The 24587-nt window shown below is 69.3% G+C and carries 20 protein-coding genes and 1 pseudogene; 8 read left to right on the top strand and 13 right to left on the bottom strand.

Annotation, left to right across the window (positions count from 1 at the left end; genetic code table 11):
• Window positions 1–14: 14 nt before the first annotated feature.
• The 3 genes from IE226_RS01710 to IE226_RS01700 form a co-directional block, all read right to left on the bottom strand.
• On the bottom strand, window positions 15–1946 hold the full coding sequence (locus tag IE226_RS01710) for an RICIN domain-containing protein (protein WP_229870315.1): 1932 nt from the start codon (window positions 1944–1946) through the stop codon (window positions 15–17).
• 463 nt (window positions 1947–2409) lie between these two features.
• Complete coding sequence (locus IE226_RS01705) at window positions 2410–2979, bottom strand: barstar family protein (RefSeq protein WP_373306842.1); 570 nt, start codon at window positions 2977–2979, stop codon at window positions 2410–2412.
• Window positions 2980–3282: 303 nt separating this feature from the next.
• The gene (locus tag IE226_RS01700; RefSeq protein ID WP_190079107.1) at window positions 3283–3885 is read right to left on the bottom strand and encodes a sigma-70 family RNA polymerase sigma factor; all 603 of its coding nucleotides are present in this window, start codon (window positions 3883–3885) and stop codon (window positions 3283–3285) included.
• A gap of 78 nt (window positions 3886–3963) precedes the next feature.
• Between IE226_RS01700 and IE226_RS01695 the strand changes: the two genes are divergently transcribed.
• From IE226_RS01695 to IE226_RS01685, 3 genes are all read left to right on the top strand, one after another.
• Window positions 3964–4791, top strand: coding sequence for an alpha/beta fold hydrolase (locus IE226_RS01695; protein WP_190079106.1), 828 nt, complete (start codon window positions 3964–3966; stop codon window positions 4789–4791).
• Window positions 4792–4929: 138 nt separating this feature from the next.
• Window positions 4930–6513 carry an FMN-binding glutamate synthase family protein gene (locus IE226_RS01690; protein WP_190079105.1) on the top strand — a complete coding sequence of 528 codons (1584 nt, stop codon included), beginning with the start codon at window positions 4930–4932 and terminating at the stop codon, window positions 6511–6513.
• A gap of 302 nt (window positions 6514–6815) precedes the next feature.
• A complete protein-coding gene (locus IE226_RS01685) occupies window positions 6816–8336 on the top strand; it encodes a catalase (RefSeq protein ID WP_190079104.1) in 1521 nt (506 codons plus the stop codon).
• Between the two features lie 78 nt (window positions 8337–8414).
• Here the strand turns inward: IE226_RS01685 and IE226_RS01680 are convergent, their stop codons facing one another.
• Entirely contained in the window at window positions 8415–10460 is a 2046-nt protein-coding gene (locus IE226_RS01680; RefSeq protein ID WP_190079103.1) for a SpoIIE family protein phosphatase, read from the bottom strand.
• A gap of 190 nt (window positions 10461–10650) precedes the next feature.
• Here IE226_RS01680 and IE226_RS01675 point away from each other — a divergent pair, with 190 nt between their 5' ends.
• Both IE226_RS01675 and IE226_RS01670 read left to right on the top strand, forming a co-directional pair.
• Entirely contained in the window at window positions 10651–11400 is a 750-nt protein-coding gene (locus IE226_RS01675) for a hypothetical protein (RefSeq protein ID WP_229870312.1), read from the top strand.
• A gap of 143 nt (window positions 11401–11543) precedes the next feature.
• Window positions 11544–11981, top strand: a complete 438-nt coding sequence (locus tag IE226_RS01670; protein ID WP_190079102.1) for an SRPBCC family protein — start codon at window positions 11544–11546, stop codon at window positions 11979–11981.
• Window positions 11982–12073: 92 nt separating this feature from the next.
• Here IE226_RS01670 and IE226_RS01665 read toward each other — a convergent pair whose 3' ends face one another.
• The gene (locus tag IE226_RS01665; RefSeq protein WP_190079101.1) at window positions 12074–12226 is read right to left on the bottom strand and encodes a hypothetical protein; all 153 of its coding nucleotides are present in this window, start codon (window positions 12224–12226) and stop codon (window positions 12074–12076) included.
• Window positions 12227–12549: 323 nt separating this feature from the next.
• Between IE226_RS01665 and IE226_RS01660 the strand changes: the two genes are divergently transcribed.
• Both IE226_RS01660 and IE226_RS01655 read left to right on the top strand, forming a co-directional pair.
• Window positions 12550–12816 carry a GlsB/YeaQ/YmgE family stress response membrane protein gene (locus IE226_RS01660; protein ID WP_190079100.1) on the top strand — a complete coding sequence of 89 codons (267 nt, stop codon included), beginning with the start codon at window positions 12550–12552 and terminating at the stop codon, window positions 12814–12816.
• Between the two features lie 73 nt (window positions 12817–12889).
• Window positions 12890–13522, top strand: coding sequence for an alpha-ketoglutarate-dependent dioxygenase AlkB (locus tag IE226_RS01655; RefSeq protein ID WP_190079099.1), 633 nt, complete (start codon window positions 12890–12892; stop codon window positions 13520–13522).
• 48 nt (window positions 13523–13570) lie between these two features.
• Here the strand turns inward: IE226_RS01655 and IE226_RS01650 are convergent, their stop codons facing one another.
• The 4 genes from IE226_RS01650 to IE226_RS01635 all read right to left on the bottom strand — a co-directional run bounded on the left by IE226_RS01650 (window position 13571) and on the right by IE226_RS01635 (window position 18743).
• The gene (locus tag IE226_RS01650) at window positions 13571–14893 is read right to left on the bottom strand and encodes a cytochrome P450 (RefSeq protein WP_229870306.1); all 1323 of its coding nucleotides are present in this window, start codon (window positions 14891–14893) and stop codon (window positions 13571–13573) included.
• Between the two features lie 179 nt (window positions 14894–15072).
• Window positions 15073–15957 carry a geranyl diphosphate 2-C-methyltransferase gene (locus tag IE226_RS01645; protein ID WP_190079097.1) on the bottom strand — a complete coding sequence of 295 codons (885 nt, stop codon included), beginning with the start codon at window positions 15955–15957 and terminating at the stop codon, window positions 15073–15075.
• A 14-nt stretch (window positions 15958–15971) separates the two neighbouring features.
• A complete protein-coding gene (locus IE226_RS01640) occupies window positions 15972–17216 on the bottom strand; it encodes a family 2 encapsulin nanocompartment cargo protein terpene cyclase (protein ID WP_190079096.1) in 1245 nt (414 codons plus the stop codon).
• A 114-nt stretch (window positions 17217–17330) separates the two neighbouring features.
• The gene (locus tag IE226_RS01635; protein ID WP_190079095.1) at window positions 17331–18743 is read right to left on the bottom strand and encodes a family 2B encapsulin nanocompartment shell protein; all 1413 of its coding nucleotides are present in this window, start codon (window positions 18741–18743) and stop codon (window positions 17331–17333) included.
• Between the two features lie 395 nt (window positions 18744–19138).
• On the opposite strand from IE226_RS01635, the pseudogene IE226_RS01630 reads away from it, so the two are divergent.
• Window positions 19139–19432: pseudogene (locus tag IE226_RS01630) on the top strand (class I SAM-dependent methyltransferase); the annotation flags it as partial.
• Window positions 19433–19524: 92 nt separating this feature from the next.
• Here the strand turns inward: IE226_RS01630 and IE226_RS01625 are convergent.
• The 4 genes from IE226_RS01625 to IE226_RS01610 form a co-directional block, all read right to left on the bottom strand.
• Window positions 19525–21132: a glycoside hydrolase family 13 protein gene (locus IE226_RS01625; protein ID WP_190079094.1), complete on the bottom strand. Its 1608-nt coding sequence runs from the start codon at window positions 21130–21132 to the stop codon at window positions 19525–19527.
• A 78-nt stretch (window positions 21133–21210) separates the two neighbouring features.
• The gene (locus IE226_RS01620; protein WP_190079093.1) at window positions 21211–22086 is read right to left on the bottom strand and encodes a carbohydrate ABC transporter permease; all 876 of its coding nucleotides are present in this window, start codon (window positions 22084–22086) and stop codon (window positions 21211–21213) included.
• 18 nt (window positions 22087–22104) lie between these two features.
• The gene (locus IE226_RS01615) at window positions 22105–22974 is read right to left on the bottom strand and encodes a carbohydrate ABC transporter permease (protein WP_229870430.1); all 870 of its coding nucleotides are present in this window, start codon (window positions 22972–22974) and stop codon (window positions 22105–22107) included.
• Window positions 22975–23060: 86 nt separating this feature from the next.
• Window positions 23061–24512 (bottom strand): extracellular solute-binding protein, encoded by a 1452-nt coding sequence (locus IE226_RS01610; protein WP_190079539.1) that lies wholly within the window; start codon window positions 24510–24512, stop codon window positions 23061–23063.
• Between the last annotated feature and the right edge of the window lie 75 nt (window positions 24513–24587).

Here is a 24587-nt window from a genome sequence, read left to right as displayed (position 1 = left end):
CCGCCCCGGCCCGCCTAGTCCGCCTGGTGCGCTTGATCCGCCTGGTCCGCCTGCTCCCCCTGGTCCTGGGCTCCGTCCCGTACGGCGGGGGAACGGAGTTGCTCACCGGGGCGGTTCGGCGGCATCGGCGGCGCCGGAGTCGGTCCGTCGCAGCAGTCGACCTCGGCGTACCGCTTTTTGACGTCGCCGTGCCGGGTCGAGTCCGGCGCGGGCTGCCGGCCTCGGTCCTTCTTGCCGTCTCCCTTCGGCCCCGGCCTTGGCCCCTTGGGCGAGTCGTGCTTGCAGGACGAGCCGCCCGTGCAGGCGTCGCCACTCGCGCGCGGAGAATCAGAACTGCCCTTGGCGGAGGGGCCGTCCTTCGGGGAGGGACCGTCCTTCGCGGAGGGGCCGCTCTTGCCGTCTATCGACCGGGTCTCGGGCCCCGCAGTCGAGGAGTCGAACGTCCATCGCTCTTCCGCGGCTCCGTCACGGACCTTGACCAGGACATCCGTGCCCTTGCGCAAAGAGGCGGGTACGACCGCGAGGCCTTCGTGCCAGCGCGGGAGCAACTCTCCGAGGACGGTCAGGTCGTAGCGCACTTCGTCGGCGCGCCGGGCCGAGGGTGCCACACAGGCACCGAGAGCAAGTACGCCGTCCTCCGCGCCGGAATCCAGGCAGAGGTCCGGGCGGATGACGCTGCTCAGCAGTCCGTTCTTCTCGTACGACCACTGCTGGCTCGCCTTGGCCGAGCACTTGGCCAGCTTCGTCCCGGCATCGGCTTTCACCCTGCCGTCCCGGACGTCGAGACACAGGTCCGCCGCCGTGTTGCGCAGCCTGCCTTGCTCGGCGTCACCGGGGTTTTCCGTGGATGTGGGAGCGGAAGAGCCCGCGGACGGCTCATCGGAATCCGCGCCCGGGCCGGCGTGATGACCACCGGCCATCCCGGTCGGGGGCACAGATCCGCCGTCGTCTCCGTCGCCGGGAGCGACGGTGATGACGAGCACGGTCGCGAGCAGAACGGCGGCCCCCAGGACTGCTCCGGTGCGCAATGTCTTCGGCTGCATGCGGGCGGCGGCGAGGCGGCCTCCGCCCGGCAGGGAGACGTGCGGCGCAGGACGGTGGCGTCCGCTGCCGCCCGCGTGTCTGCCGCCCTGCCCGGCGGCTGCTCCGCCCCGCTTCACGGCTCCGCCCCTCGCCACAGGGGTGCCGCCACGCTTTGCGGCGCCCCCGCGCCCCGGCCGCGACTCCAGGTAGCGGCGTACGCCCCAGCCGAGTACGGCTTCGGCGAGGAGGGTGCCCAGGCGGTTTTCGCAGTGGCTGAGTTGGTCGGCCACGTCACGACAGTGGCGGCATTCCGACAGATGCTGTTCGAGATCGCGCAGCAAGCCGCCCCCGCGGCGCATCGCGACATCGAGGAGCCGGTTGTAAAGAGAACATTCCTTGCTCGGCGCGAGTTCCCGATGAGCGCGCACGATACCTGTCCGGAATTGTTCTCGCGCCTGATCGAGGACGTCGGCCGCGACGTCGACGCTCAAGCCCGACAAACCGGCGGGTATGGATATGTGCTCTGCCTCGACCTCGGTGTGCCACAGCAGGCACTGGGCGACTGCGGGAAGCGCCCGGAAGGACCGCGCCGCGAGTTGCCGCTTTTCGGGCGTCATGGAAGTCGCCGCCCGCATACCGCGACCGCCGGTCGGTTTGCGGAGTTCCGGCATGAAGGCGGTTATGCGGTCGTCGACGGTCCATCCCCTGACCGTCTCCCGAACGGTCACCAGGAGGTAGGGGCGAAGGGCGCCGCCCGGCTCGCTGCGCACCATCTGCCCCAGCATCTGGTGGAACGATGCCGTGGCGACCATCGAGGCCGAACTCGTCCGCGAGGCCAGGCAGATGGCCGCGTAGTCGTACGCCGACTGCCAGTGCCGGGCGAGCAGAAGCGCGACGGACTGGCCCGACTCACCCTCCGGCACGCCCCTCAGCCGGGCGGCGAGACTCAGGTCGGATTCTCCGGGAGTAACACCGGAACGAGGAGGGTGGGTCGGGCGTGGGGGGTGCGGGGATTGCACGGAACCTTTTCCTTCCAAGCCGAAAGGCGGCACGGGAAAACGCAGCCACTGAAAAGTCAGCGACTGATTGGTGCATACCTGGGACGCACAGAGACAGAAAAATGGGTCAGCAAACAGCGGGGACTGTCCGAATGCGGCCGGGTGAAGACCTTTTGGGTCGCCCGGACGAGAGCTCGGACAGAAAGCGGACTTGCTCATGACCTCGGCGCGAGGAAGCTCACCCTGGCACAGCCGACTCACAGGAAACAAGAAGTTCGAGTGACTTCCATTCGACACCAGGGAGGAACACCGGCGTTACCGGCAGTACTCGCACCCGCTTTCGAAATCGGCGGTTCTGCAGAACCGAATCCGCGGGCAGCAGCCCCGCTCACGCCAGGGTGACCTGCATGCCGCCCCGGGCCAAGGCATCGAGCACCTCGGCGAACAGGTCGTAGGGATCACCCTGAGATGTCAGGGCCCGGGACAGGTGCTCGTGTGCGATCGCGGCGTCGCGCCAGAGCAGGGTCGCGGGGGCGGTGTAGCCGAAAGTACCGCGCAGGCAGTCGTCGAGGGCCACCAAACAGGCCCTGACCGCGGCCCAGAAGGTTCGGTCGGTGAGCAACTCGCCCTGGTCGTCGTGTATTTCGAGAGCCGTCTCCCCCGGGTCAAGTGCCCGCCGGGCGCCCTTGGCCAGAGCCGCCCGCAGCCGATCGCCCGGGAGGAGTCCGCGCAGGACAAGCGTGGGCGCCTGCTGTTCGGCGGGGAGGATCAGGGCGAATTCCCGGCAGGAGCCCAGCCATCGGCGCCCGTTGTGCACACGGACGGGGCCCCGGTATCCCTCGGGCGGGCCCATGTAGTCGTCCAGACCGGTGAGCACGAGACTGTCCGCCCCCGGGAGCGGCCCCGCGCTCTCCGCGTCCTCGATGAGCCAGGCGTCGAGCGGCTCCCCGTCCGGCACGAGCCAGACCCGACTGCCGAGCCAGCCGCACGCCTCTCCGCCCTCTCCACCCTCTCCGTCTTCTCCGTCTTCTCCGTCTTCCGGACCCAGCCGAAGAGTTCGTACGTCCCGCGCCGCGGCTCCGCGAACAGGCCGTCCGCCTCGGCGCACACGCCCAGGACCCGGCCATGCTCCGTTTCCGTCAGCGTGTACCGCCCGTACCCGCGAAGGCCGCCTTCCTCATGCACGGCTGAAATCATGCCCGGCCGGGGCTTTCGCCGCGAAGCCCTTTTTCAACGGCGTCCACCCGTCGAGCCGTTGGGCTCAGGCGTCGTCCGCGAGCTGATCGCGCTGGATCTCACGGGCGAGGGCGCGGCGCACGGAGGCCGAACCGGTGGCGGTGACCTGCGCCGGCAGGTCGAGGCGACGGCTGATCTCGTCGTAGGCCGCCCGGTGGCTGCGCGGCAGCCGGTCCTGGTGCTGTCGCAGGTCCTCTTCGAGCAAGCGCCGCAGTTCGTCGGTGTTCTGGGGAGTGAAGCGCTTCTTCCCCCGGCTGAGGGCGCCGACGCAACGGGTGCAGCGGGCGCTGTCGTCCAGGCTCTCGGAGACTTTCTCGGCCAGGCCCCACAGACGGCCTTCGAGCCATGGGATGTCCCGCTGGTCGAGGTGGAGCTCCATAGGCTGCGGTTGGTCGCCATCCTTGTACTTCGCCATCTGCTTGGACACGGCCGGCTGGCTCATCTCCGCGAGCTCGGCGATCTTGTCCTGCGTCCAGCCGAACCCGGCGAACAGTTTGATCATCTCGGCGCGCAGCTTCCGCATCTCCTCGCCCGCGCGGATGACCTCGTTCATCCCGGCGAGCATCCGCTCGGCCTGCCCCTCGGTCAGCGCCCCGGAGTTCTGCCTCGCATCCTCGGTACCTGCCATGACTCGGTTATACAGGTCGCCACCCTCATCGTCATAACCGGGTTGTATTACCGGGTTATGACTGCCAGGATCCACGCCATGCCCACTTACCGCGCATCCGACGGGACCCGTCTCGCCTACCGCCTGGACGGCGACGGCGCGCCGCTCGTCTGCATCCCCGGCGGCCCCGTCGGCTCCCGCTACCTCGGCGACCTCGGCGGACTCTCCGCGCACCGGCAGCTGATCCTCCTGGACACCCGCGGCACCGGAGAATCCGCGCTGCCCGAAGACCCCGCCACCTACCGCTGCGACCGCCTCGTCGAGGACGTCGAAACCCTGCGCCGACACCTCGGACTCCCCCGAATGGACCTGCTCGGCCACTCCGGCGGCGCGAACATCGCGGCGCAGTACGCGGCACGCCACCCGCACCGCCTCCGCAAGCTCGCCCTGATCAGCCCCGGAACCCGGGCCGTCGGCATCGATGTCACCGGGGAGATGCGGCGCGAGCTCGTACGGTCGCGCAAGGACGAGCCGTGGTTCCCGCCCGCCTTCGCCGCCCTGGAAGCGATAACCGAGGGCGCCGGCACGGACTGGGAGGCCGTCGACCCCTTCTTCTACGGCCGGTGGGACAGCGCCGCGCAACGCCACTGCGCGGCGAGCCGACCGAGCAACGAGCAAGCCGTCGCCGGCTTCGCCGCAGAGGGCGCCTTCGACCCCGCGGCCACGCGCGCGGGGCTCGCGGACTGCGCGTTTCCCGTACTGCTGCTCACCGGCGAGTTCGACGTGAACAGTCCCCCGCAGCCGGTGGCCGAGTTCGCCGCCCTCTTCTCCGACGCGACCCGCGTGGTGCAGAAGGCAGCAGGTCACTACCCCTGGCTAGACGACCCCGAGCGCTTCACGGCGAGCACGGCGGCGTTCTTGGAGTAGCCCGCCGAGGTCTCCCGAAGCCGGGGCCGCCCCTCCCGCCCCCGGCCATCCGTCGCACCCCCGGCCATCCCTCGCGCCCCCGGCCATCCGTCGCACGCCCGCGTGTGTGACCGGCTGATTTCGGGTCAGATGGTGATCATGACGCGTTTCGCAGCGGTCGGCCTGCTGATGGCCTGCGCGGCGGGCAGTGTGCTGCTTGCCCTTCTGGTGTCACCGTGGTGGTGGTTCGCCGGGGCTCCTCTCCTGGCCCTGGCGCTGACCGGCGGGTACGACCTCCTGCAGAGACGGCACACCGTGCTGCGGAACTACCCCGTCCTCGGCCACCTGCGGTTCTTCATGGAGACGCTGCGCCCGGAGCTGCAGCAGTACTTCGTGGAGCGCAACTACGACGGCAGGCCCTACGACCGCGACACCCGCAGCATCGTCTACGAACGGGCCAAGGGCGTCGCCGCCGAGGAGCCGTTCGGCAGCGAGCGTGACATGGACGAGCGCGGCTACGAATTCCTCGTCCCGTCCATGGCACCGGCCAAGGTGCCCGAGGAGCCGCCCCGCGTCCGCATCGGCGGCCCCGACTGCACCAAGCCGTACGACATGGCCCTGCTCAACGTCTCGGCGATGAGTTTCGGGGCGCTGTCCGCCAACGCCATCGTGGCGCTGAACACGGGCGCCGCTCGCGGCGGGTTCGCCCACGACACCGGCGAGGGCGGCCTGTCCGAATACCATCTGCGGCCCGGCGGCGACCTCATCTGGGAGATCGGCACCGGCTACTTCGGCTGCCGCACCCGTGACGGCGATTTCGACCCGCGGCAGTTCGCCGAGAAGGCCGCCCATCCCGCCGTGCGCTGCGTGACGCTCAAGCTGTCTCAGGGCGCGAAACCGGGCATCGGAGGTGTCCTGCCCGGCGGCAAGGTCAACGCGGAGATCGCCTCGGTGCGGGGCGTTCCGCAGGGCGAGACGGTGGTCTCACCGCCGTACCACCGTGTCTTCTCCACCCCACGCGAGCTCGTCCGCTTCCTGGCCCGGATGCGGGAACTGGCGGACGGCAAACCGGTGGGCTTCAAGTTGTGCCCCGGCTCCCGGACCCAGTTCCTCGCGGTGTGCAAGGCCATGGCGGCGGAAGGGATCACCCCTGACTTCATCGTGGTGGACGGCGCGGAGGGCGGGACGGGCGCGGCGCCCCTGGAGTTCGCCGACCATCTGGGCATGCCGCTCACCGAGGGCCTGATCATGGTGCACAGCGCCCTGACGGGGACGGGGCTGCGGGACCGTATCCGCCTGGGCGCGAGCGGCAAGGTGGCGACGGGCTCCGACATCGTCAAGCGCCTGGTCATGGGCGCCGACTACACCAACGCGGCTCGCGCGATGATGTTCGCCGTGGGCTGCATCCAGGCCCAGCGCTGCCACACCAACCACTGCCCCACCGGCGTCACCACCCAGGACCCGTACCGCGCCCGCGCCCTGAACGTCCCGGACAAGGCCGCCCGCGTCGAGCGCTTCCAGCGGAACACCGTCCAGAGCGCGCTGCAGATCCTGGCCGCGATGGGCGTCCGCAGCGCCGCGGACCTCAGCCCCCGTCTGCTGCGCCGCCGCGAGGACCACGGCCGGTTCCGGTCCTACGCCGAACTGTACGAATGGCTCTCCCCCGGCGAACTGCTCGCCGCGCCTCCCGGCAGCTGGGCCGCCGACTGGCACGCGGCCGATCCGGACACCTTCGCCACATGACGGGCCCTCGCCAAGACCCGCGGGGACCTCACACCCCCGGCGGCCACCGACACGCGTCGCGAAATCGAAGCGTTCACCACGTATCGGCTGCGCCAAGCCGGGCACTCGGAGTCTGCCGGTGAAAGATCCACCGGCGCGAACAAATGGCCACACCGGAAGAAAAGCCGCAAAATGGGCTCGACGCCAGTACGACGCCGAATCCGCCGCGCCAGAGACAGTTCCTCGACAGTCAGCCCTTCGCAGCTGCGGGCAAGGCCATTGCGGCGCAGAGAATTTCACCCACCGAAAGGCACTCGTACCTCATGAGCGACGCCACAGGTAAGGCGACCACCAACGACGCCGGCGCGCCGGTCGAAAGCGATGAACATTCGCTCACCGTCGGCGCCGGTGGGCCGATCCTCCTGCAGGACTCCTATCTGATCGAACAGATGGCGCAGTTCAACAGGGAGCGGATTCCTGAGCGGCAGCCGCACGCCAAAGGCAGCGGCGCCTTCGGCCACTTCGAAGTCACCCGGGACGTCAGCGCCTACACGAAAGCCGCCCTCTTCCAGCCGGGCACGCGGACCGACCTGGTGACCCGGTTCTCCACCGTCGCCGGCGAGCGCGGCAGCCCGGACACCTGGCGCGACCCGCGCGGATTCGCGGTGAAGTTCTACACCACCGAGGGCAACTACGACATGGTCGGGAACAACACCCCGGTCTTCTTCGTGAAGGATCCGATGAAGTTCCAGCACTTCATCCGGTCCCAGAAACGGCGGGCGGACAACAACCTCCGCGACCACGACATGCAGTGGGACTTCTGGACCCTCTCGCCCGAGTCCGCCCACCAGGTCACCTGGCTGATGGGCGACCGAGGCATCCCGCGCACCTGGCGCCACATGAACGGCTACACCTCGCACACGTACATGTGGATCAACGCCGAGGGCAAGCGGTCCTGGGTCAAGTACCACTTCAAGACCGACCAGGGCATCGAGAACTTCACCCAGCACGAGGCCGACCAGATGGCCGCGGCCGACACGGACTACCACACCCGTGACCTCTTCGAGCACATCCGCGACGGGGAGTACCCCAGCTGGACGCTCTACGTGCAGATCATGCCGTACGAGGACGCGGCCACCTACCGCTTCAACCCGTTCGACCTGACCAAGGTGTGGCCGCACGGCGACTACCCGCTGATCGAGGTCGGCAAGATGACCCTGGACCGCAACCCCACGGACAACCACGCCGAGATCGAGCAGGCGGCGTTCCAGCCGAACAACCTGGTCCCCGGCATCGGCCCGAGCCCCGACCGGATGCTGCTCGCGCGGCTGTTCTCGTACGCCGACTCCCACCGCTACCGGATCGGCGGCAACTACCAGCAGCTGCCGGTCAACGCTCCCATCGTGCCCGTCCACACGTACTCCAAGGACGGGGCCATGGCCATCCACAAGCGCCAGGACCCGGTGTACGCGCCGAACTCCAAGGGCGGCCCGGCAGCCGACACCAGCCGCTACGCCCCGCCCAGCTGGTACGCGGACGGTGACATCACCCGCGCCGCATACGTCGATCACGCCGAGGACGACGACTGGGGCCAGGCAGGCACCATGGTGCGCGAGGTGCTCGACGACGCCGCGCGCGACCGCCTCGTGGACAACGTCGTGGGACACCTGCTCAACGGCGTGACCGAGCCCGTGCTCGCCAGGGCCTTCGAGTACTGGTCCAACATCGACAAGTCCATCGGCGAGCGCATCGCACAGGGGGTGCGCGCCAAGGCGGACGAGAAGGACCCCAAGGCCGCCGAGCAGGCCAACCCGGCCCGCAGCAGCATGCAGCGCAAGGCCTGAGTCACCCGCACGTGTCGGCCGCCGCCCGCAAGGGCCGCGGCCGACAGGCATGCCGGGCCGCGACCGTGATGCGAGCGCTCACTCCTCCGGCACGGCGAACTCGCACCAGACCGCCTTGCCCTCGCCGCGCGGCTCGACACCCCAGCGCGTCGTGACCGCCTCCACCAGGAGGAGCCCGCGTCCGGAGGTAGCTGTCTCCACCGGGGATCCCCTACGGGGGCGGGTACTGGAGCGGTCCTTGACCCACAGGCGCACCCGGCGGGGCGGCCCGGTGAGCACCTCCAGCGTGAGGATCGCGCCCCCGTCGGTGTGCACCAGCGCGTTGACGAGGAGTTCACCCGCCGCCACCTCGACGTCGTCGGCGACCGCCCCGAGGCCCCACGACGCGAGGTGTTCCCGCAGCGCCGCCCGTGCGTCGGCGAGTCCTTCGGGGTCGGCCTGGTGGACGTAGCGATGGATGCGCGGCTCCTGGAGCGTGCCGGGGTCGGGAAGCCGGCGCAGGACCAAGAGCGCCACGTCGTCGCTGCTGCCCCAGCGCTCCCACAGCGCGCGCGAGAGGTGGTCCGCCAGGTCCTCGGCCCCCTCGGGACCGGCCGCAAGGACCTCGGCGAGATTCTGCATCCCGGTGTCGAGATCGAGACCGGCGTCCTCCACGAGGCCGTCCGTGCACAGCACCAGGGTCTCGCCCGGCACGAGGTCGAGCCGCACCTCGGGGTAGTCCTCCATGCCGAACTCGGTGGCGAGCCCGAGCGGCAGCCCGCCGCGCACCCGTGGCACGCCGACCCGGCCGTTCACGTGCCGCACGAGGGGCGGCAGATGTCCGGCCCGCACGGCGCGCACGATGCCGGTGGCGGGGTCGAACTGGGCGTAGGTGCAGGTGGCGAACCGCTCGGTGTCCAGCTCGGCCAGGAAGCGGGAGGTGCGCGAGAGCACGGTCGCGGGCGGGTGCCCCTCACCGGCGAAGGCGCGAAGGGCGATGCGCAGCTGACCCATGATGGCCGCGGCATGGGTGTCGTGGCCCTGCACGTCGCCCACGACCACACCGATGCGCCCGCGGGGCAGGGTGATGACGTCGTAGAAGTCCCCGCCGACCTCACGGCCGCCCCACGCGGCGTGATAGCGCACGGCGACCTCGGAGTCGGTGACGGCGGGGATGTCCCGCGGCAGCATCGTGGCCTGCAGACTCTTGGCGAGGTCACGTTCCTCGTCGAACAGCATGGCGCGCTGCAGCGACTGGGCGACGATGCCGGAGAGACCGATGCAGAGGTTGCGGTCCGCGTCGGTGAACTCCTTGCGGCCGCGGTAGAAGAGCGCGAGCCCGCCGATCGCGCGGTCCTGCGCGACCAGCGGCAGGAATGCCGCCGAGTCGAGTTCCATGTGCTCGATGTAGGGCCCGAGGCGGGTGAAGCGACTGCCGAGATCGGGCAGCGAGCCCACGAAGCGGGGCTGCCGGGTCAGGACGGCCTCGGCCAGCGGAAGCTTCTCGTCGACCTGGTGCAGCTTGAGTTCGTCGAGGGCCTGCATCGTCTGGCCCACCAGGGCGATCAGCTTCAGGTCCTCTCCGTCGACCAGGCCGAGGACGAGACCGTCGGCGGCGAACCGGTCGAGGCCGCTCGCGCCGGAAAGGACGGCCACCACGTCGTCGACGGTGACGGCACGGGAGAGGGCTTCCGTGGTGCCCTGCACCATCAGGGCGATGCCCTGCCTGCGTTCCTCGCGCGGATCGGTGGCCGCCAGCTCCGTCGCGTCGTTCGCAGCCGCCCGCACCACTCCCACCGCGCGCACGGCCCGGTTCTCCTCGTCGCGCAGGATGCGTCCGCGCGCGTGACAGAGGTGGGTCGAACCGTCGCGGTGGCGCACACGGAAGTAGAGACCATAGAGGTCGATGCCCGTGGTGACCGCTTCCGTGACGGCGTAACTGATGCGCACGGCCTCCTCGGGAGGCACACGTCCCTCCAGGTACCCCGCGACGCCGTCGAACTCGTCGGGAAGCAGGTCGAGCAGCACAAGGGCGCTGGAGTCGAGATCGAGCTCACCGCTGTCCAGGTCCCAGTCGAAGCTGCCCATACCGGTCAGGAGCAGGCGCTGTTCCAGGTCGATGTGTGACTTCTTGGCTGACGTCATGGCTGTCTCCGTATGCCGCTCCGTCACCATATGCGCCAGCCGCCCCCGGCGCGCGGCCTCGTACCCGCCCAAGAAGTGAGCATCGCCGTTCCGGTGATCTGTGTGAGCAAGGGGGTACGCGGGTGTCCCGCGGCCACGGAGGCCGGGGAACGAGCGGAGGGCGCGGACGCGCCCCCGGAAAGGAGCAGACGTGGCGAGGGGCAGCAAAACCATGGCGGCCGCGGTAGCCGGAATGGCGTTAGTGGCCCTGGCGGGGTGCGGCGGCGACGAGTCGGACGGCGAGAGCAAGCCGTTCGAGGGCAAGAGCGCCGATCAGATAGCGGCTGACGCGGTCGCGGCGACCAAGGCGGCCGACTCGATGCACATCAAGGGAACCACGCAGCAGTCGGGTTCCCCGATGACCGTCGACCTGTCGGTGGACAAGAGCAAGAACTGTGACGGCTCCATCGAGGCGGAGGGCGCGTCCGCCGATGTGCGGAACACGAAGGGGACGTTCTACCTGCGGGGCGACGAGAAGTACTGGACGACCGCGCTCAAGGGCCAGCCCGGCAGCGACAAGATCGTGCCGAAGGTGGCGGACAAGTGGGTGAAGGCCCCCGCTGACGACGCGACGACGAAGAACATGTGCGACAAGCAGACGCTCATGGCCGAACTGGACAAGGACAAGTCCGAGCGCAAGGGCATGAAGAAGGGCTCGACGACGAGCGTCGACGGCACCGAGGCGATCCAGCTGACGAAGAAGACATCAGGCGGCGAGACCGTCACGCTGTACGTCGCCACCGAGGGCAAGCCGTACATCCTGCGCGCCAAGTCGACCGGCGGCAAGGACCCCAACACCACCACCTTCAGCGACTACGGCAAGGCGGTGAGCCCGCAGGAGCCTGCGCCCGGCGAGACTGTCGACCTCAAGAAGATCGCCGCATCCGGCGCGAAGGCCTGACGCCCGCGCCGCGATGTGACGCCTGCGCGCCCGCGCGGCGATGTGGCGCCTTCGCATGGTCCGCCCCCGAGGGGGTACCGGAGCGGAGGGTTCCACCGGCTCGGAGATTCCGTGGCCACTCCCCCGTCCAGAAAGAGGTGCGTATGTCCGCGTCCCTGCTCGAGTCCGTCGACGTCAAGGCGCCGGTTTCCGTCGCCTGGGAGTTGTGGAGCGACGTGACACGGTGGCCCTCCTTCCTCAGCCACGTACGTCTGGTCGAGCCGATGGACGGTCGCCGCTTCGCCTGGCAGCTGGAACTGCCCGGCGCGGAGAAGAACTTCGTCGCCGAGCTCACCGAGGTCGTGCCCGAGAACCGGATCGCCTGGCACACCGTCGAGGGGGTGGACCACGCCGGCGTGGTCACTTTTCACCACCTCAGCGACACCACGAGCCGGGTGACGCTCCAGATCGAGTACGACCCCAAGGGCTTCGTGGAGCACCTCGGCGCCCTCACGAATCTCGACTCCACGCTGGCCAACTACGACCTGGGCGAGTTCCAGAAGCTCGCCGAGAAGACGGCACAGCAGCAGCCTCGCCTGTAGGCCCTTGGAGGCAGGCAGTTTCGGGAGAGTACTGACACGTCGGCGCCGCGCACGCTTCCCCGGAAGTGTGCGCGGCGCCGCTCTGTGGCGCGTCAGGCCGCCTCTTTGCGCCGCCCGGAGGCGGTCGCCCGATGTTGGCCCGTCCGCGCCCCGCCGTGGATCAGGCGGAGGTGATGTGCGTGCCGACCGGTTCTGCGCCGCGCTTCACCGTTCAGCAGGTCCTCGATGCGGTCCATGGCGATCATCAGGAACCCCATGGCCGGCAAGAGCAAAAGAGCGACAACTAGCATCGGCTGCGTCCTCCTCGCGGCTTCTCTTTTCGCCTGCCCCGCACTGCCGCGCCCACGGTCCCGATGACATGGAGAGCCTGCAACGCTCTCTTCACATTTACTGGCCTTCGCGGCCTTGGCAGCCCCGCGGCCGTCACCCGGTCGGCCGACAAAAGAACGACCCCCGCCCTGCGGCTGTTGACCTTGGTCCTGCATAAGACAGCCGATGGCGGACATATGTGCCAGTGTCGGACGCAAGACCCCGCGCCGACATGCGCACAAGGGAAAGGAACACACTCGTGGGCATCATCGCCTGGATCCTGATCGGTCTTATCGCGGGGGCCATCGCCAAGGCCCTCACCCCCGGCAAGGACCCGGGAGGCTGCCTGGTGACGATGCTGATCGGCATCGTGGGCGGGCTGCTCGGCGGCTGGCTGGGCAAGGTGATCTTCGGCGTCCACTCGATCAACGGGTTCTTCCACCTGTCGACGTGGATCGCAGCCATCATCGGCTCCGTGATCGTCCTGTTCATCTACCGCCTGCTCACCGGCAGCCGGTCACGCTGACCCACCGCGCCCCGGCCCGGCCCGGCGCACGTCGATTAGCTCACACGTTCGAATCATTCGATACACTGGCCGCATGGCAACGCACCAGCTCCAGGGATCACTCTTCGACCAGAGCGACGACGTGCGCCTGGGCCCCCTGGACGGCCTCAGCAGGACAGTCCTCGGCGACGGTGCGTGGATCGACCTCCTGCCGGGCTGGCTCAGCGGCGCCGACATCTTGTTCGAACGGCTGGCGCGGGACGTCCCGTGGAAGGCCGAGCGCCGACAGATGTACGAGCGGGTGGTGGACGTGCCGCGCCTGCTGGCCTTCTACCGCTCCGGAGAACCGCTCCCCCACGCCGTCCTCGACGAGGCCCGCCAGGCCCTCTCCGCGCACTATGCCGCCGAGCTCGGCGAGGCGTTCACGACGGCCGGCCTGTGCCATTACCGCGACGGGCGCGACAGCGTGGCCTGGCACGGCGACCGCATCGGCCGGGGCGCCCGCGAGGACACCATGGTCGCCATCCTCTCCGTAGGAGCACCCCGCGACCTGCTGCTGCGCCCCCGCCGCCACGGCGGCGAGACCATCCGCCGCCCGCTCGGCCACGGCGACCTGATCGTGATGGGCGGCTCCTGCCAACGCACCTGGGAACACGCCATCCCCAAGTCGACCCGCGCCTCCGGCGGCCGCATCAGCATCCAGTTCCGACCACACGGGGTGCAGTAACCGCCGCTCCGGCCTGCTTGACCACCCCCGGAGACCGGGGGCGAGGAGTCAGGCCCCGCCGTCCAGTACCGCAGGCGTCGGGCCGTCGGGGCGCACAGTGATGCTGTACGTGGTTTTCGTCGGGGTGGAGTGGAAGCTCGGGGTGTGGGCGGGCAGCAGGTGTTCCAGGAGGACCGTTGACTCGCGGAGGGCGAATTGCAGGCCCAGGCAGGCTCGGGGGCCGATGCCGAACGGGAAGTAGCTGCCGGGGTCGGTCGGGCGCCGGCCGGGGGTGGTGAAGCGCGTCGGGTCGAAGCGCTCCGGGGCTTCCCAGATGCCGGGGTCGCGGTGGGTGAGGTAGGGGCAGACCAGTACGTCGGTGCCCGCCTCGATCTCATACCCGGCGAGGATGTCGTCCTCCGCCGCGCTGCGCGGCAGGATCCAGGCCGAGGGATAGAAGCGCAGGGTTTCGTGGACCAGCGCTTGGACGGCCTGTCGCCGCTCGGGAGAGCCCTCGGCGCCGGCGGCCAGGGCCTGCTCCCGCGCCTCCGGGTGGCGGTCAAGAAGGAGGTAGAGCCAGGTCAGGGTGGTCGCGGTCGTCTCGTGTCCGGCGACGAGCAGGGTGACAAGCTCGTCGCGGATCAGCCGGTCGGTGTACTCGGGACGCTTCTGGGCCGCCTCGGTCAGAACATGCAGCAGACCCGGACCGTCGGGCCCGGGCTCGGCCTCCCGCGCGGCCGCGATGGCGCGGCGGGCGACCGTGTCGATTCGGGCCAGCTCCCCGGCGACGGCCTCGCGGGCGGCGCCCCCGTCGGCGGGGAGGCTGGGCAGCGCGGCCACCACGGCGGGCACAGCGGCCAGTTCGCGTTCGGTCTCGGGGTCGAGGGGATGCCCGGTCAGGGAGCGCCAGATGGTGTCCAGGGCGAAGCGGCGCATCTCCTCGCCGACGTCGAAGACCTCCCCGGTGCGGGCGTATCCGGCCCAGCGCGCCGCGGTGACACGGACGGCCCCCGTGATCCGCTGGTCGTAGCGCCGCATACCCCGGCCCGTGAACTGCCCCTGCAATAGCCGCCGTTGGCGCTGCCAAGCCTCGCCCGTCGCGGCCAGGACCCCGTCACCGATCAGCAGCCGGGCGCGGTGCGAGCGCTTGACGTACCGATCGGGATGGAGCGCGAGTACGTGCTGCACGGCCTCCGGAGAGGTGATCAGGACGGTCGGGCGCGGACCGAGCCGTAAGGCGGCGACACCGCCGAGCCGTTCGCGCGCCGTGGCGAAGAGGTCGACGAGTTCCCCTCCCCCGGCCTGCCATCGTTCGACGAGAGCGGGGTCGAGCTCGGGAACCCGGCACCCGGAGGGCGGCGGGAGAGAACCGGGACGAGCGTGGGTGGCCACGTGGCTGCTCCTCTTCGACGGTTCTGCGCTTCGACTACGTAGGTCGTCACGGACGTATCCGGGCGTCCCGCACTGTAGAGCAGCAAGAGCGCCCCGCGGCAGCCCGCGCCCCCGGACGACCGCACCGAAAGCGCCGGACCCCCGCATGACGGGCCCGGCGCTCGCGCTCAGAACATCGGTCAGACGCGGTCGGCCGCGATCAGGACGTACTGGAAGGAGCCGTCCTTGTACGACTCGATGAACGCCTCTTCGATGCCGGTGACCAGCGAAGACGTGGCCCGCAGCTCCCAGTAGGGCAGGGTCGCGGGCGTCAGGTCGACGACGGCCTGCGGCACGAGACGGTTGTCGGCCATGGCGCGCAGATACTCCCGGCGGGAGTGAATGTTGCACTCGAAGTGCGCGTTGATCTGCGAGACCCACTTCGAGGGCTGGCCGTAACGCGGGTTCCAGCAGCCGGTGATGGTCACATAGCGGCCGCCGATCTCGAGGATCCGGGAGTGCTCGGCGAAGAGGTCGTGCAGATCGACGTACATGCTCGACTCGTTGTTCCACGAGCCCGCGACCTGCCCGGTCTCGAAGGGCATGTCCAGCATGTTGCACACCCGGGCCCGCACACGGTCCTGGATGCGCAGTTCCTCGGCCCGCTGATTGGCGAAGTCGGCCTGCTTGGCCGAGAGCGTGACGCCCTCGACCCTGGAGCCGAATCGTTGGTGCGCCATGACCATCGAACCACCGCGGCCACAGCCGGCGTCCACGAGCATGTCGTCGTGTCCGCGCGGACCGAGGTGGTCCATGAGGACATCGGCCTGCGCCGATTCAAGCCGGTGCAGCTCGGTGATCAGCTTCTTCTCGTGCTCGCTGTCGTCGGGGTCGCCCAGGGCGGCGTGGTCGACCTCGCCGATGCCGTAGTGGTGGTGGTAGAGCCCGTCCACGTCGCCGAGGCGCAGGTTCACGGGCCGGGCCTCGTTGTTCCAGTAACGCGCGATGTCGCCCTGGTAGGGCGTCGCCGGGGCGGGAACGAACGCGGCGGCGCTGTTGGCGGTGGTGAACTCGGTGCTGGTCACAGTTGTTTCCGTCCTTACCAGAAATCGGGCAGGCTGTAGCGGTAGGTGTTGGTCTGGTGCCAGTAGTGGTTGCCGTCGACCCAGGCGGCCACGCCCTGCAGGAAGCGCAGCACGCTCGGGGCGGGGGCGGCCTCGGCCAGAGCGGCGGACGCGGCCTCGAAATCGCGCATGAGGTCGTTGTGGACCTCGACCGCCTTCAGATAGGCATCGCGTTCGGAGGCGTCCTCGCGCTCGGCGATCACCACGGGCAGGTTCAAGTGCCGTCCGGGGCTGGCAAGTTCCTTGGTGTACGAGTACAGGTCGTTGACGATGGTGCTGGCGTTCCCGGCGAGCGCCAGGACCCGCTGCATGGCCGGCTGGGCATGCAGGTCGGCGGGCAGTTCGTAGCCGCCGACGGTGTCGGTGATGGTGGGGCACGGGCGGAAGTTGTTGAACTGGCGCATCACCAGGTACTCCCACACCTCGGGCGTGTGGTCCGTCTGGGCCCAGGCGCCCTCCGCGAGATAGCCCAGGTGCAGCCGGGCCATGTCGTGCCGATAACGGTCCGCCTGGGAGGCGCTCGCCTGCTGGACGAAGTACTCCATCGCGGAGCGGTAGGCGCGCCGCGGGGCGTCCGCGTGCAGCGACTGGGCCCACTGGGGCTGGTATTCCTGCGTGGTGTGCAGGTGGTCGAGGGCGGTGTGCGCAAGGAGCAGACGTCCCCCGAGGCCGATGGGCGAACCCCCGTGGTCCTCGCAGTAGCAGTCGTCGACCGCGTTCTCGGCGACCATGAGCCGGGTGGCGATCATCAGGTGCTCGATGGACGGAGCGTCCGGATGACAGGCGACCATGTAACGCCCGACGGAGAAACCGTCGAACTGCCCCTCCCACTCCTCGGGAAACAGCTCGACCTCCTCCACCGCCCAGTCCTTGATCCTGCGACTGACCTCCTCCACCCGCACCGGGTCGGGCTCGGCCACCGGGTGGTAGTACAGGCCGGGAATGTGCAGGGCGTCCGCCGGCGCCTCGGGGGCCGCAGGGGCTTCAGGAGCCGAGGGCCCTTCGGGAGCCGCCGGCTCCGCACGCCGGGCCAGGCTCAGGCCCGCCGTACCAAGGCCGCTGGGGCCGCACAGGATCCGCTCCAGGACGGGGCTCGCCTGCCGGGGAGCCGGCGGCGGGTCGGCCGGAACGCCGTGGGTGAACGTGGGGACAGGGGCCCCGAAACGAGCCGCGGCTGCGGGCGGGCTCGGACGCAGAGGGGAAGACCCGGAGTCGGGCATCCGTGGCTCCTTGCTGGGATGGGCGGTCTTTCCCGGGCCCGGACATACGTGCCCGGGCCCGGGAAGGTCCGGGCTGTCGTGGCCGTGCGGCGGATCCTCGGATCCCCGGATCCGCTAGGCGGGCCTGCGGGCGATCTGCACGTTCTCCAGGACGCCGAGCGCGCTGGGCACCAGGATCGCGGCGGAGTAGTAGGTGCTGACCAGGTAGGAGATGATCGCCTGTTCGTTGATGCCCATGAAGCGCACGGACAGGCCCGGCTCGTACTCCTCCGGCAGGCCGGTCTGGTGCAGACCGATGACGCCCTGGTTGTCCTCGCCGATACGCATGGCGAGGATGGAGCTGGTCTGCTCCTTGCTGATGGGAATCTTGTTGCAGGGCAGGATCGGGACCCCGCGCCAGGCAGGCACCGACTGTCCGCCGAGGTCGACGTGGTCGGGGTAGAGCCCGCGGGCGTTGAACTCGCGCCCGATCGCCGCGATCGTCTTGGGATGGGCGAGCAGAAGCTTCGTGCCGCGGCGGCGGCAGAGCAGTTCGTCGAGGTCGTCCGGGGTCGGCGGGCCCGTGTGGGGCTGGATCCGCTGCTTGAAGTCGGCGTTGTGGAGCAGGCCGAACTCCCGGTTGTTGATCAGCTCGTCCTCCTGGCGCTCGCGCAGCGCCTCGATGGTGAGCCTGAGCTGCTCCTCGGTCTGGTTCATCGGCCCGTTGTAGAGGTCGGCGACCCTGGTGCGGACCCGCAGAACGGTCTGGGCGACGGAGAGTTCGTACTCACGCGGCTTGAGCTCGTAGTCGACGAAGGCGCCGGGCAGCGCGAATTCGCCGGTGTGCCCGGCCGACATCGCGATCTCGGCCTCGCCGTGCTTGTTCTGGCGTTGCTCGGGCAGTCGCCTGAACTCCGCGAGGTGGGTCTGCAGGCTCGGCGCCGAGGCCTGTACGGCGGCGAAGTCTTCGCGGGAGAGGGTGAGCAGGGTGCCGGCCGTCTCGGCGGTGGCGGTGGAGTCCCATCTGGCGTCGGTGTCCAGAAGGGCCTGCTCGCCGAACCGGTCGCCGTCGGCGAGGACACCTTGACCGACCTCGTCGCCGTACTTGCCGACGGATTTACGGTTGATCCGGCCGTGGGCGATCAGGTGGAGCTGCTCGGCGGGGGTGCCGCGCTCGACGAGGACCTCGCCGGCGCGGAAGTCACGCTGGACGCACCGGTCCGCGATCGCCTTGAGCACCTCCACGTCGTCGAAGCCGCGCAGCATGGCAAGTTCGCCGAGCTCCCGTGGGATCACCCGGACGTCGCCACCGTCCTGGATGAACTCGATACGTCCGTCTCCGACGGTGTAGCTCAGCCGGCGGTTGACCCGGTAGGCGCCGCCCTTGGTCTCCACCCAGGGGAGCATCCGCAGCAGCCAGCGGGAGGTGATCTCCTGCATCTGCGGGGCGGACTTGGTCGTGGTGGCGAGGTTTCGGGCAGCCGCAGTGCCCAGACTGGTCTGCCGGGGTGGCTCCAGCTGTGCTTCCGGGCTGGTCTCAACGGTCATCGGGCGAGCTCTCCTTCGCGAGACAGGTCAAGGGCATGGGTGCGCCAAACCGCGAAAATGGAAGTTGAGGGGCGATCTCAGGAAATGCGTGCGGATCCGGGGACCATTTAACGGCCGTTGTCCCTGCCTCGCCCGATACGACCGTTAGCGGCACTCGAAACAGTGATCTTGCTCTGCCCGGGGTTTATCCGGGCCGCCCATGGCGTTCCGGCCACCTGCTCAAGGGGGCCCGGCCATCGGGTGATCGCGGTCGAAAGAGAAGCGCAGGGCTATGGTCATCAACCGTGACCGAAGCGACCTATCTGCGCACCACGCGCACGGCTTACGACACCGTGGCCGAGAACTACGAGGCCCTGATCCGCACCGAGTTGGGAACCCAACCACTGGATCGCGCCATGCTCACGGCGTTCTCCGAACTCGTCCGGCCAGACACAGGCCCGGTCGCCGACCTCGGCTGCGGCCCGGGCCGCATCACGGCTTTTCTCCACGCATGGGGAGTTGACGCCCTCGGCATTGACCTCTCTCCCGAGATGATCACGGTCGCCCGCAGAACACATCCTGGCCTGCGGTTCACCGAGGGATCGATGACCGCCCTCGACGCCGCGGACAGCAGTCTCGGCGGCATCGTCGCCTGGTACTCGACCGTCCACACCCTGCCGGAACTGCTGCCGACCGTCTTCGCGGAGCGCCACCGCGCGCTGGCCGTCTGCACCGCCGGAATCCTGCACTCCCGGTCCACCGTCGGCAGCGCGGCGGCAGCCGAGACGTATGGCCGACGGCGTCAGACGCGCAGCCAGACCGCCGTGTCCCGCGGCAGCCTGCCTGCCTCGTCCAGGGGGCCGCTGGCCAGCAGCAGGCTTGTGTGGGCGGGGAGTTCGCAGGCTTCTTCGGTGAGATTGACGACGCAGGCCAGGCCCGGTTCGCGTACGAAGGCCAGGACGCCCTCGGCCGACGGCAGCCAGGTCAGCGGGCCGTCTCCCGGGCCCGGTTCGATGCGGCGCAGGCGCAGAGCGGTGCGGTAGAGGGCGAGCATCGAGCGGGGGTCCGCGGCTTGGAGGTCAGCGGCGTACGAGGGCCAGCTCCGCGGCTGCGGCAGCCAGGGGCCGGTCATCGATCCGAAGCCCGCGTGCGGTTCGGCGGCCGTCCAGGGCAGCGGCACCCGGCAGCCGTCACGGCCGGGGTCGCTCCCGCCGGAGCGGAAGTGCATGGGGTCCTGGATGCGGTCGAGGGGGATGTCGGCCTCGGGCAGGCCCAGTTCCTCGCCCTGGTAGATGTAGACCGCGCCGGGCAGCGCGAGGGCGAGCAGGGCCGCGGCGCGGGCGCGGCGGGTACCGAGGGACAGGTCGGTGGGGGTGCCGAAGGTTTTCGTGCTGAAGTCGAAGCCGGTGTCCCGGCGGCCGTAGCGGGTCACCGTGCGGGTCACGTCGTGGTTGCACAGCACCCAGGTGGCGGGGGCGCCGACCGGGGCGTGCTCGGCGAGGGTGGCCTCGATGGAGGCGCGCAACCGCCGCGGGTCCCAGGGGCAGGACAGGAAGGAGAAGTTGAAGGCGGTGTGCAACTCGTCCGGGCGCAGATAGCGGGCGAAGCGTTCCGCGTCGGGGAGCCAGACCTCACCGACGAAGACGGCCGCGTACTCGTCGGCGACGGCCCGCCAGGAGCGGTAGATGTCGTGCAGTTCGTCGCGGTCGACGAACGGGTGCGGGTCGACTCCCTCGGTGAAGTCGGGCAGGGCGGGGTCCTTGGCGAGCAGGGCCGCGGAGTCGATTCGTACGCCGGCCACGCCCCGCTCGAACCAGAACCGCAGGACATCCTCGTGCTCCCTGCGGACCACCGGGTGGGCCCAGTTGAGGTCGGGCTGCTCGGGGGCGAAGAGGTGGAGGTACCACTCGCCGTCCTGGACGCGGGTCCAGGTCGAGGCCGTGGCCGAGAACTGTGACGGCCAGTCGTTGGGCGGTAGTTCACCGTGTGCGCCCCGGCCGGGGCGGAAGTGGAAGAGATCACGCTCGGGGGCGCCGGGTCCCGCGGCCAGGGCCGCCTTGAACCAGGCGTGCTGGTCGGACACGTGGTTGGGGACGATGTCGACGATGGTACGGATGCCGAGAGCGCGGGCCTCCGCGATCAGTTTCTCCGCCTCGGCGACGGTGCCGAACGCGGGGTCGATCACGCGGTAGTCGGCGACGTCGTAGCCGCCGTCGACCATGGGCGAGAGGTACCACGGGCTGAACCACAGCGCGTCGACGCCGAGTTCGGCGAGGTAGGGAAGCTTGGCGCGGACGCCCGCGAGGTCGCCGGTGCCGTCGCCGTCACCGTCCGCGAAGCTGCGTACGTACACCTGATAGATGACGGCCGAGCGCCACCAGGAGGCGCCGGGCGGAGAGGTGTCTGCCACGTGAGGTTCCTTTCGGGCAGGTGGGGCCCGTCGCCGCGGCGCTTGGGCGGTGGCGGGGTGTGCCGGACGGGCCCGGGCTCAGCCCTTGAGGCTGCCGGCGCTCAGGCCGCTCATGATGTTGCGCTGGAAGATCAGGAAGATGATCAGCGTCGGCAGTGAGGCGATGGCGAGGGCGGCCAGGAGCCAGTTCTCGGAGACGCTGGCGGCCAGGGAGTAGATACCGACATTGACGGTCTGCTTGCCGGGATCGGGCAGGGTCAGCATCGGCCACAGGAAGTCCTTCCAGACCGCGACCACCGCGAAGATCGACACGACGCCGAGGATCGGCCGGGACAGCGGCAGTACCACGGAGCGCAGGGTGCGCATCGAGGAGGCGCCGTCGATGGCGGCGGCGTCCAGGAGCTCGCGCGGGATGGAGTCGAAGAACCGCTTGAGCAGGAAGATGTTGAAGGCGTTGGTCACCGAGGGAAGCCAGATCGCCCAGGGCGAGTTGATGAGGTTGCGCTCGACTACCGGCACGTCGAGGACGGTCAGATACTGCGGTACGACCAGGACCGTGGCCGGGATCATCAGGGTGAGCAGCATCATCCCGAGGATCGCCTTGCCGAACACGGGCCGCAGCTTGGAGAGCGAGTAGGCGGCGGCGACGTCGAAGACCAGCTGGAAGGCGAGCGCCCCGAACGCGTAGTACAGGGTATTGAACAGGAGCCGCGCCAGGTCCATCACGCCCCAGGCGTCCGCGTAGTTCTGCGGGTGGACGGCGTCGGGGATCAGGGTGGGCGGCGTCCGGGCGAATTCCTGCGGGGACTTCAGGCCGCTGATGACCATCCAGTACAACGGGCCGACGAACACCAGGGTGAAGACGATCGTCACCACGGCGAAGGCGATCCAGTACAGGACCTTGCCGCGGGGGCGGGCCAGCTGGGCCGGGGAGATCAGGGTGCGTGTGCTCATGTCCGTCGTCTCCCCCGGCTAGTCTTCGCTGCCCGCGCGGCTCAGTCGTACGTACGCGGCCGAGAACCCGGCCAGCAGCACGAGCAGGACCAGGCCGAGCGCCGCCGCGCTGCCGTAGTTGTTGAAGGTGAACGCGTACTGGTAGATGAGGTGGACGACGGTCAAAGTGGCGCCCTCGGGGCCCGCGCCGCCGGTGAGCAGGAACGGTTCCACAAATACCTGCATGGTGGCGATGATCTGCAGGAGCAGCATCAGCGAGAGGATGAGGCGGGTCTGCGGGATGGTGACGTGCCAGATCCTGCGCAGGATGCCCGCGCCGTCCAGCTCGGCCGCCTCGTACAGCTCTCCGGGTATCGACTGCAGCGCGGCCAGGTAGATCAGTGTCGCGCCGCCCATGTTCATCCAGGTGGCGGCGATGACCACGGAGATCATCGCGGTGTCGGTGTCCTGCAGCCAGGCCTGTCCTGGCAGGCCGACGGATTCCAGGATGCGGTTGAACAGACCGTATCCGGGGTCGTAGAAGTACTTGAAGAGCAGCACCGAGGCCACCGGCGGCAGCATCACCGGAAGATAGACGAGCAGCCTCAAGTAGCCCCGCCCGTGCCGGAATTCGTTGAGCACGAGAGCGACGGCGAAGGGCACGGCGAAACCGAGGAGCAGCGCGAGGCCGGTGAACAGCAGGGTGTTGCGCCAGGCCTGCCAGAAGGCCGGGTCGTTGAAGATATAGGTGAGGTTGGACCAGCCCGCCCACACCGTCTCGCCGTTCTCGGTCTTCTGGAAGGCCAGGATGAACTCCCTGACCATCGGATACCAGGAGAAGATCGAGAAGCACAGGAGCGCGCCGATCAGGAAGGCGTGGGCGGTGAGGTTGCGCTTGAACGCCGCCATGAACGCGTCGCGTTCGGGGCGCCGGACCCGGCTGTCCGTCCTGGGAGACGGCCGGGTCTTGTTCTCGGAGAGGGCGGGCGGGGACGTCACTGGTTGGCCAGGACCTGGTTGACCTGCTGCTCGGCGGTCTTCAGGAGCTTGTCCGCGTCGGCGTCCTTGTTGGTGAGAACAGCCGACATCAGGGTGTCGAGGACCTTGTAGACCTCCTGGGCCTTGGGCGGCTCGGCCTTGCCGGTGACGGGCTTCTCGGTGAACGCCTGGAAATTCTCGACGGGCATGGTCGAACTCGCCGCACGGGCCTTGTCGTCCTTGGCCTTGCTGTCACCGGTCCAGAAGTTCGGCTGCGGCAGCCCGACGGGCAGGCCGTCCGCCTTGGTGCGGGCCCAGTCGAACTGGCCCTTGCCCACGGTGAGGAACTTGAAGTTGATCCAGGCGATCGCGGCCTTGATCTGGTCGGGCGAACTACCCTTTTTGATCATGTAGTCGTTACCGCCGAAGAGCGTGGCCTGCTGGCCGGGTATCGGGCCCATCCCGAAGTCCTCGTACTTCGCGCCGAGGTTCTGCACCATGTAGGTGATGTCGTCGGGCGCGGCCAGGAACATGCCCAGCTTGTCGGCGGCCATCTGCTTCTGCAGATCGCCCCACTTCAGGAGCTGGGTCTTGCCCATGCTGTCGTCGTCCCAGCGCATGGCCTTGAGGTTGTCGACTATTTGCTTGCCGGTGTCGTTGTTGAAGGCGGCCTTGGTGCCGTCCTTGCTCACGATGTCACCGCCGAGACCGTAGGTGGTGGCGGTGAAGTGCCAGCCGCCGTTGTTGCCGGCGCTGTACTCCCCGAAGCCCGCCACTCCGTCGCCGAGCGCGGCGATCTTCTTGGCGGCGCTGCGGACCCCCTCCCAGGTGGTCGGTGGCGAGTTGGGGTCGAGACCGGCCTTCTCGAAGAGCTTGCGGTTGACGAGCAGGCCCATCGTGTAGTTGCTGAAGGGCAGGCCGTAGGTCTTGCCGTCCTTCTTCAGGACGTTCAGGACGTTCGGGTCCATGTCCTTGAGTGCCGGTACGGACTTGTCGTTGACGTACGCGCTGATGTCCTGGGCGCCGTCGTTGTCCAGGACCTGCTGCAGGTCGGTGAAGTAGGTGTAGAAGACGTCCGGTTGGGACTTCGCCTTCAGCATCGCCGTGAAGCGGGGAGGCTCCAGACAGGGGTCGGTCTGCTTCCCCTCGATCGTGACGTTCGGGTACTTCTTGTTGAACGCCGCGACGTCCTCTTTCCACTGCTTGAGCTCGGCCTTCTCGGCGGCCGGCGGCATGCAGTCGATGGTGAGCGTCACCTTGGTCCCGGGATCCAGCGGGGCGGCGGCGTCGGCGTTGCCGCCACTGTCGCCGTCTGAGTCACCGTCGTCGCTGCTGCTGGTTCCGCAGGCCGCGAGGGCTGTGAGGGCAAGGGCGGAGACGGCGGCGACCGCGGTCGTACGGCGGTGGGTGCGGCCGCGGCCCGGCTTGCTGCTTGACGTGCGGTGGCGGGTGCGTGGGAGGTGCGGCATTGCGGAGCTGCTCATCGGTGGACCCCTTTGGACAGCGCCGCCCGCGCGTGGGGACAGGGACGGCATGAAGGAGCG

It is taken from the genome of Streptomyces longisporoflavus (assembly GCF_014649775.1).
In the GTDB taxonomy this organism is placed as follows: Bacteria; Actinomycetota; Actinomycetes; order Streptomycetales; family Streptomycetaceae; genus Streptomyces; species Streptomyces longisporoflavus.
The sequence above is the reverse complement of the archived record's forward strand: the minus strand, read 5'-3'. Positions and strand labels throughout refer to the sequence as shown.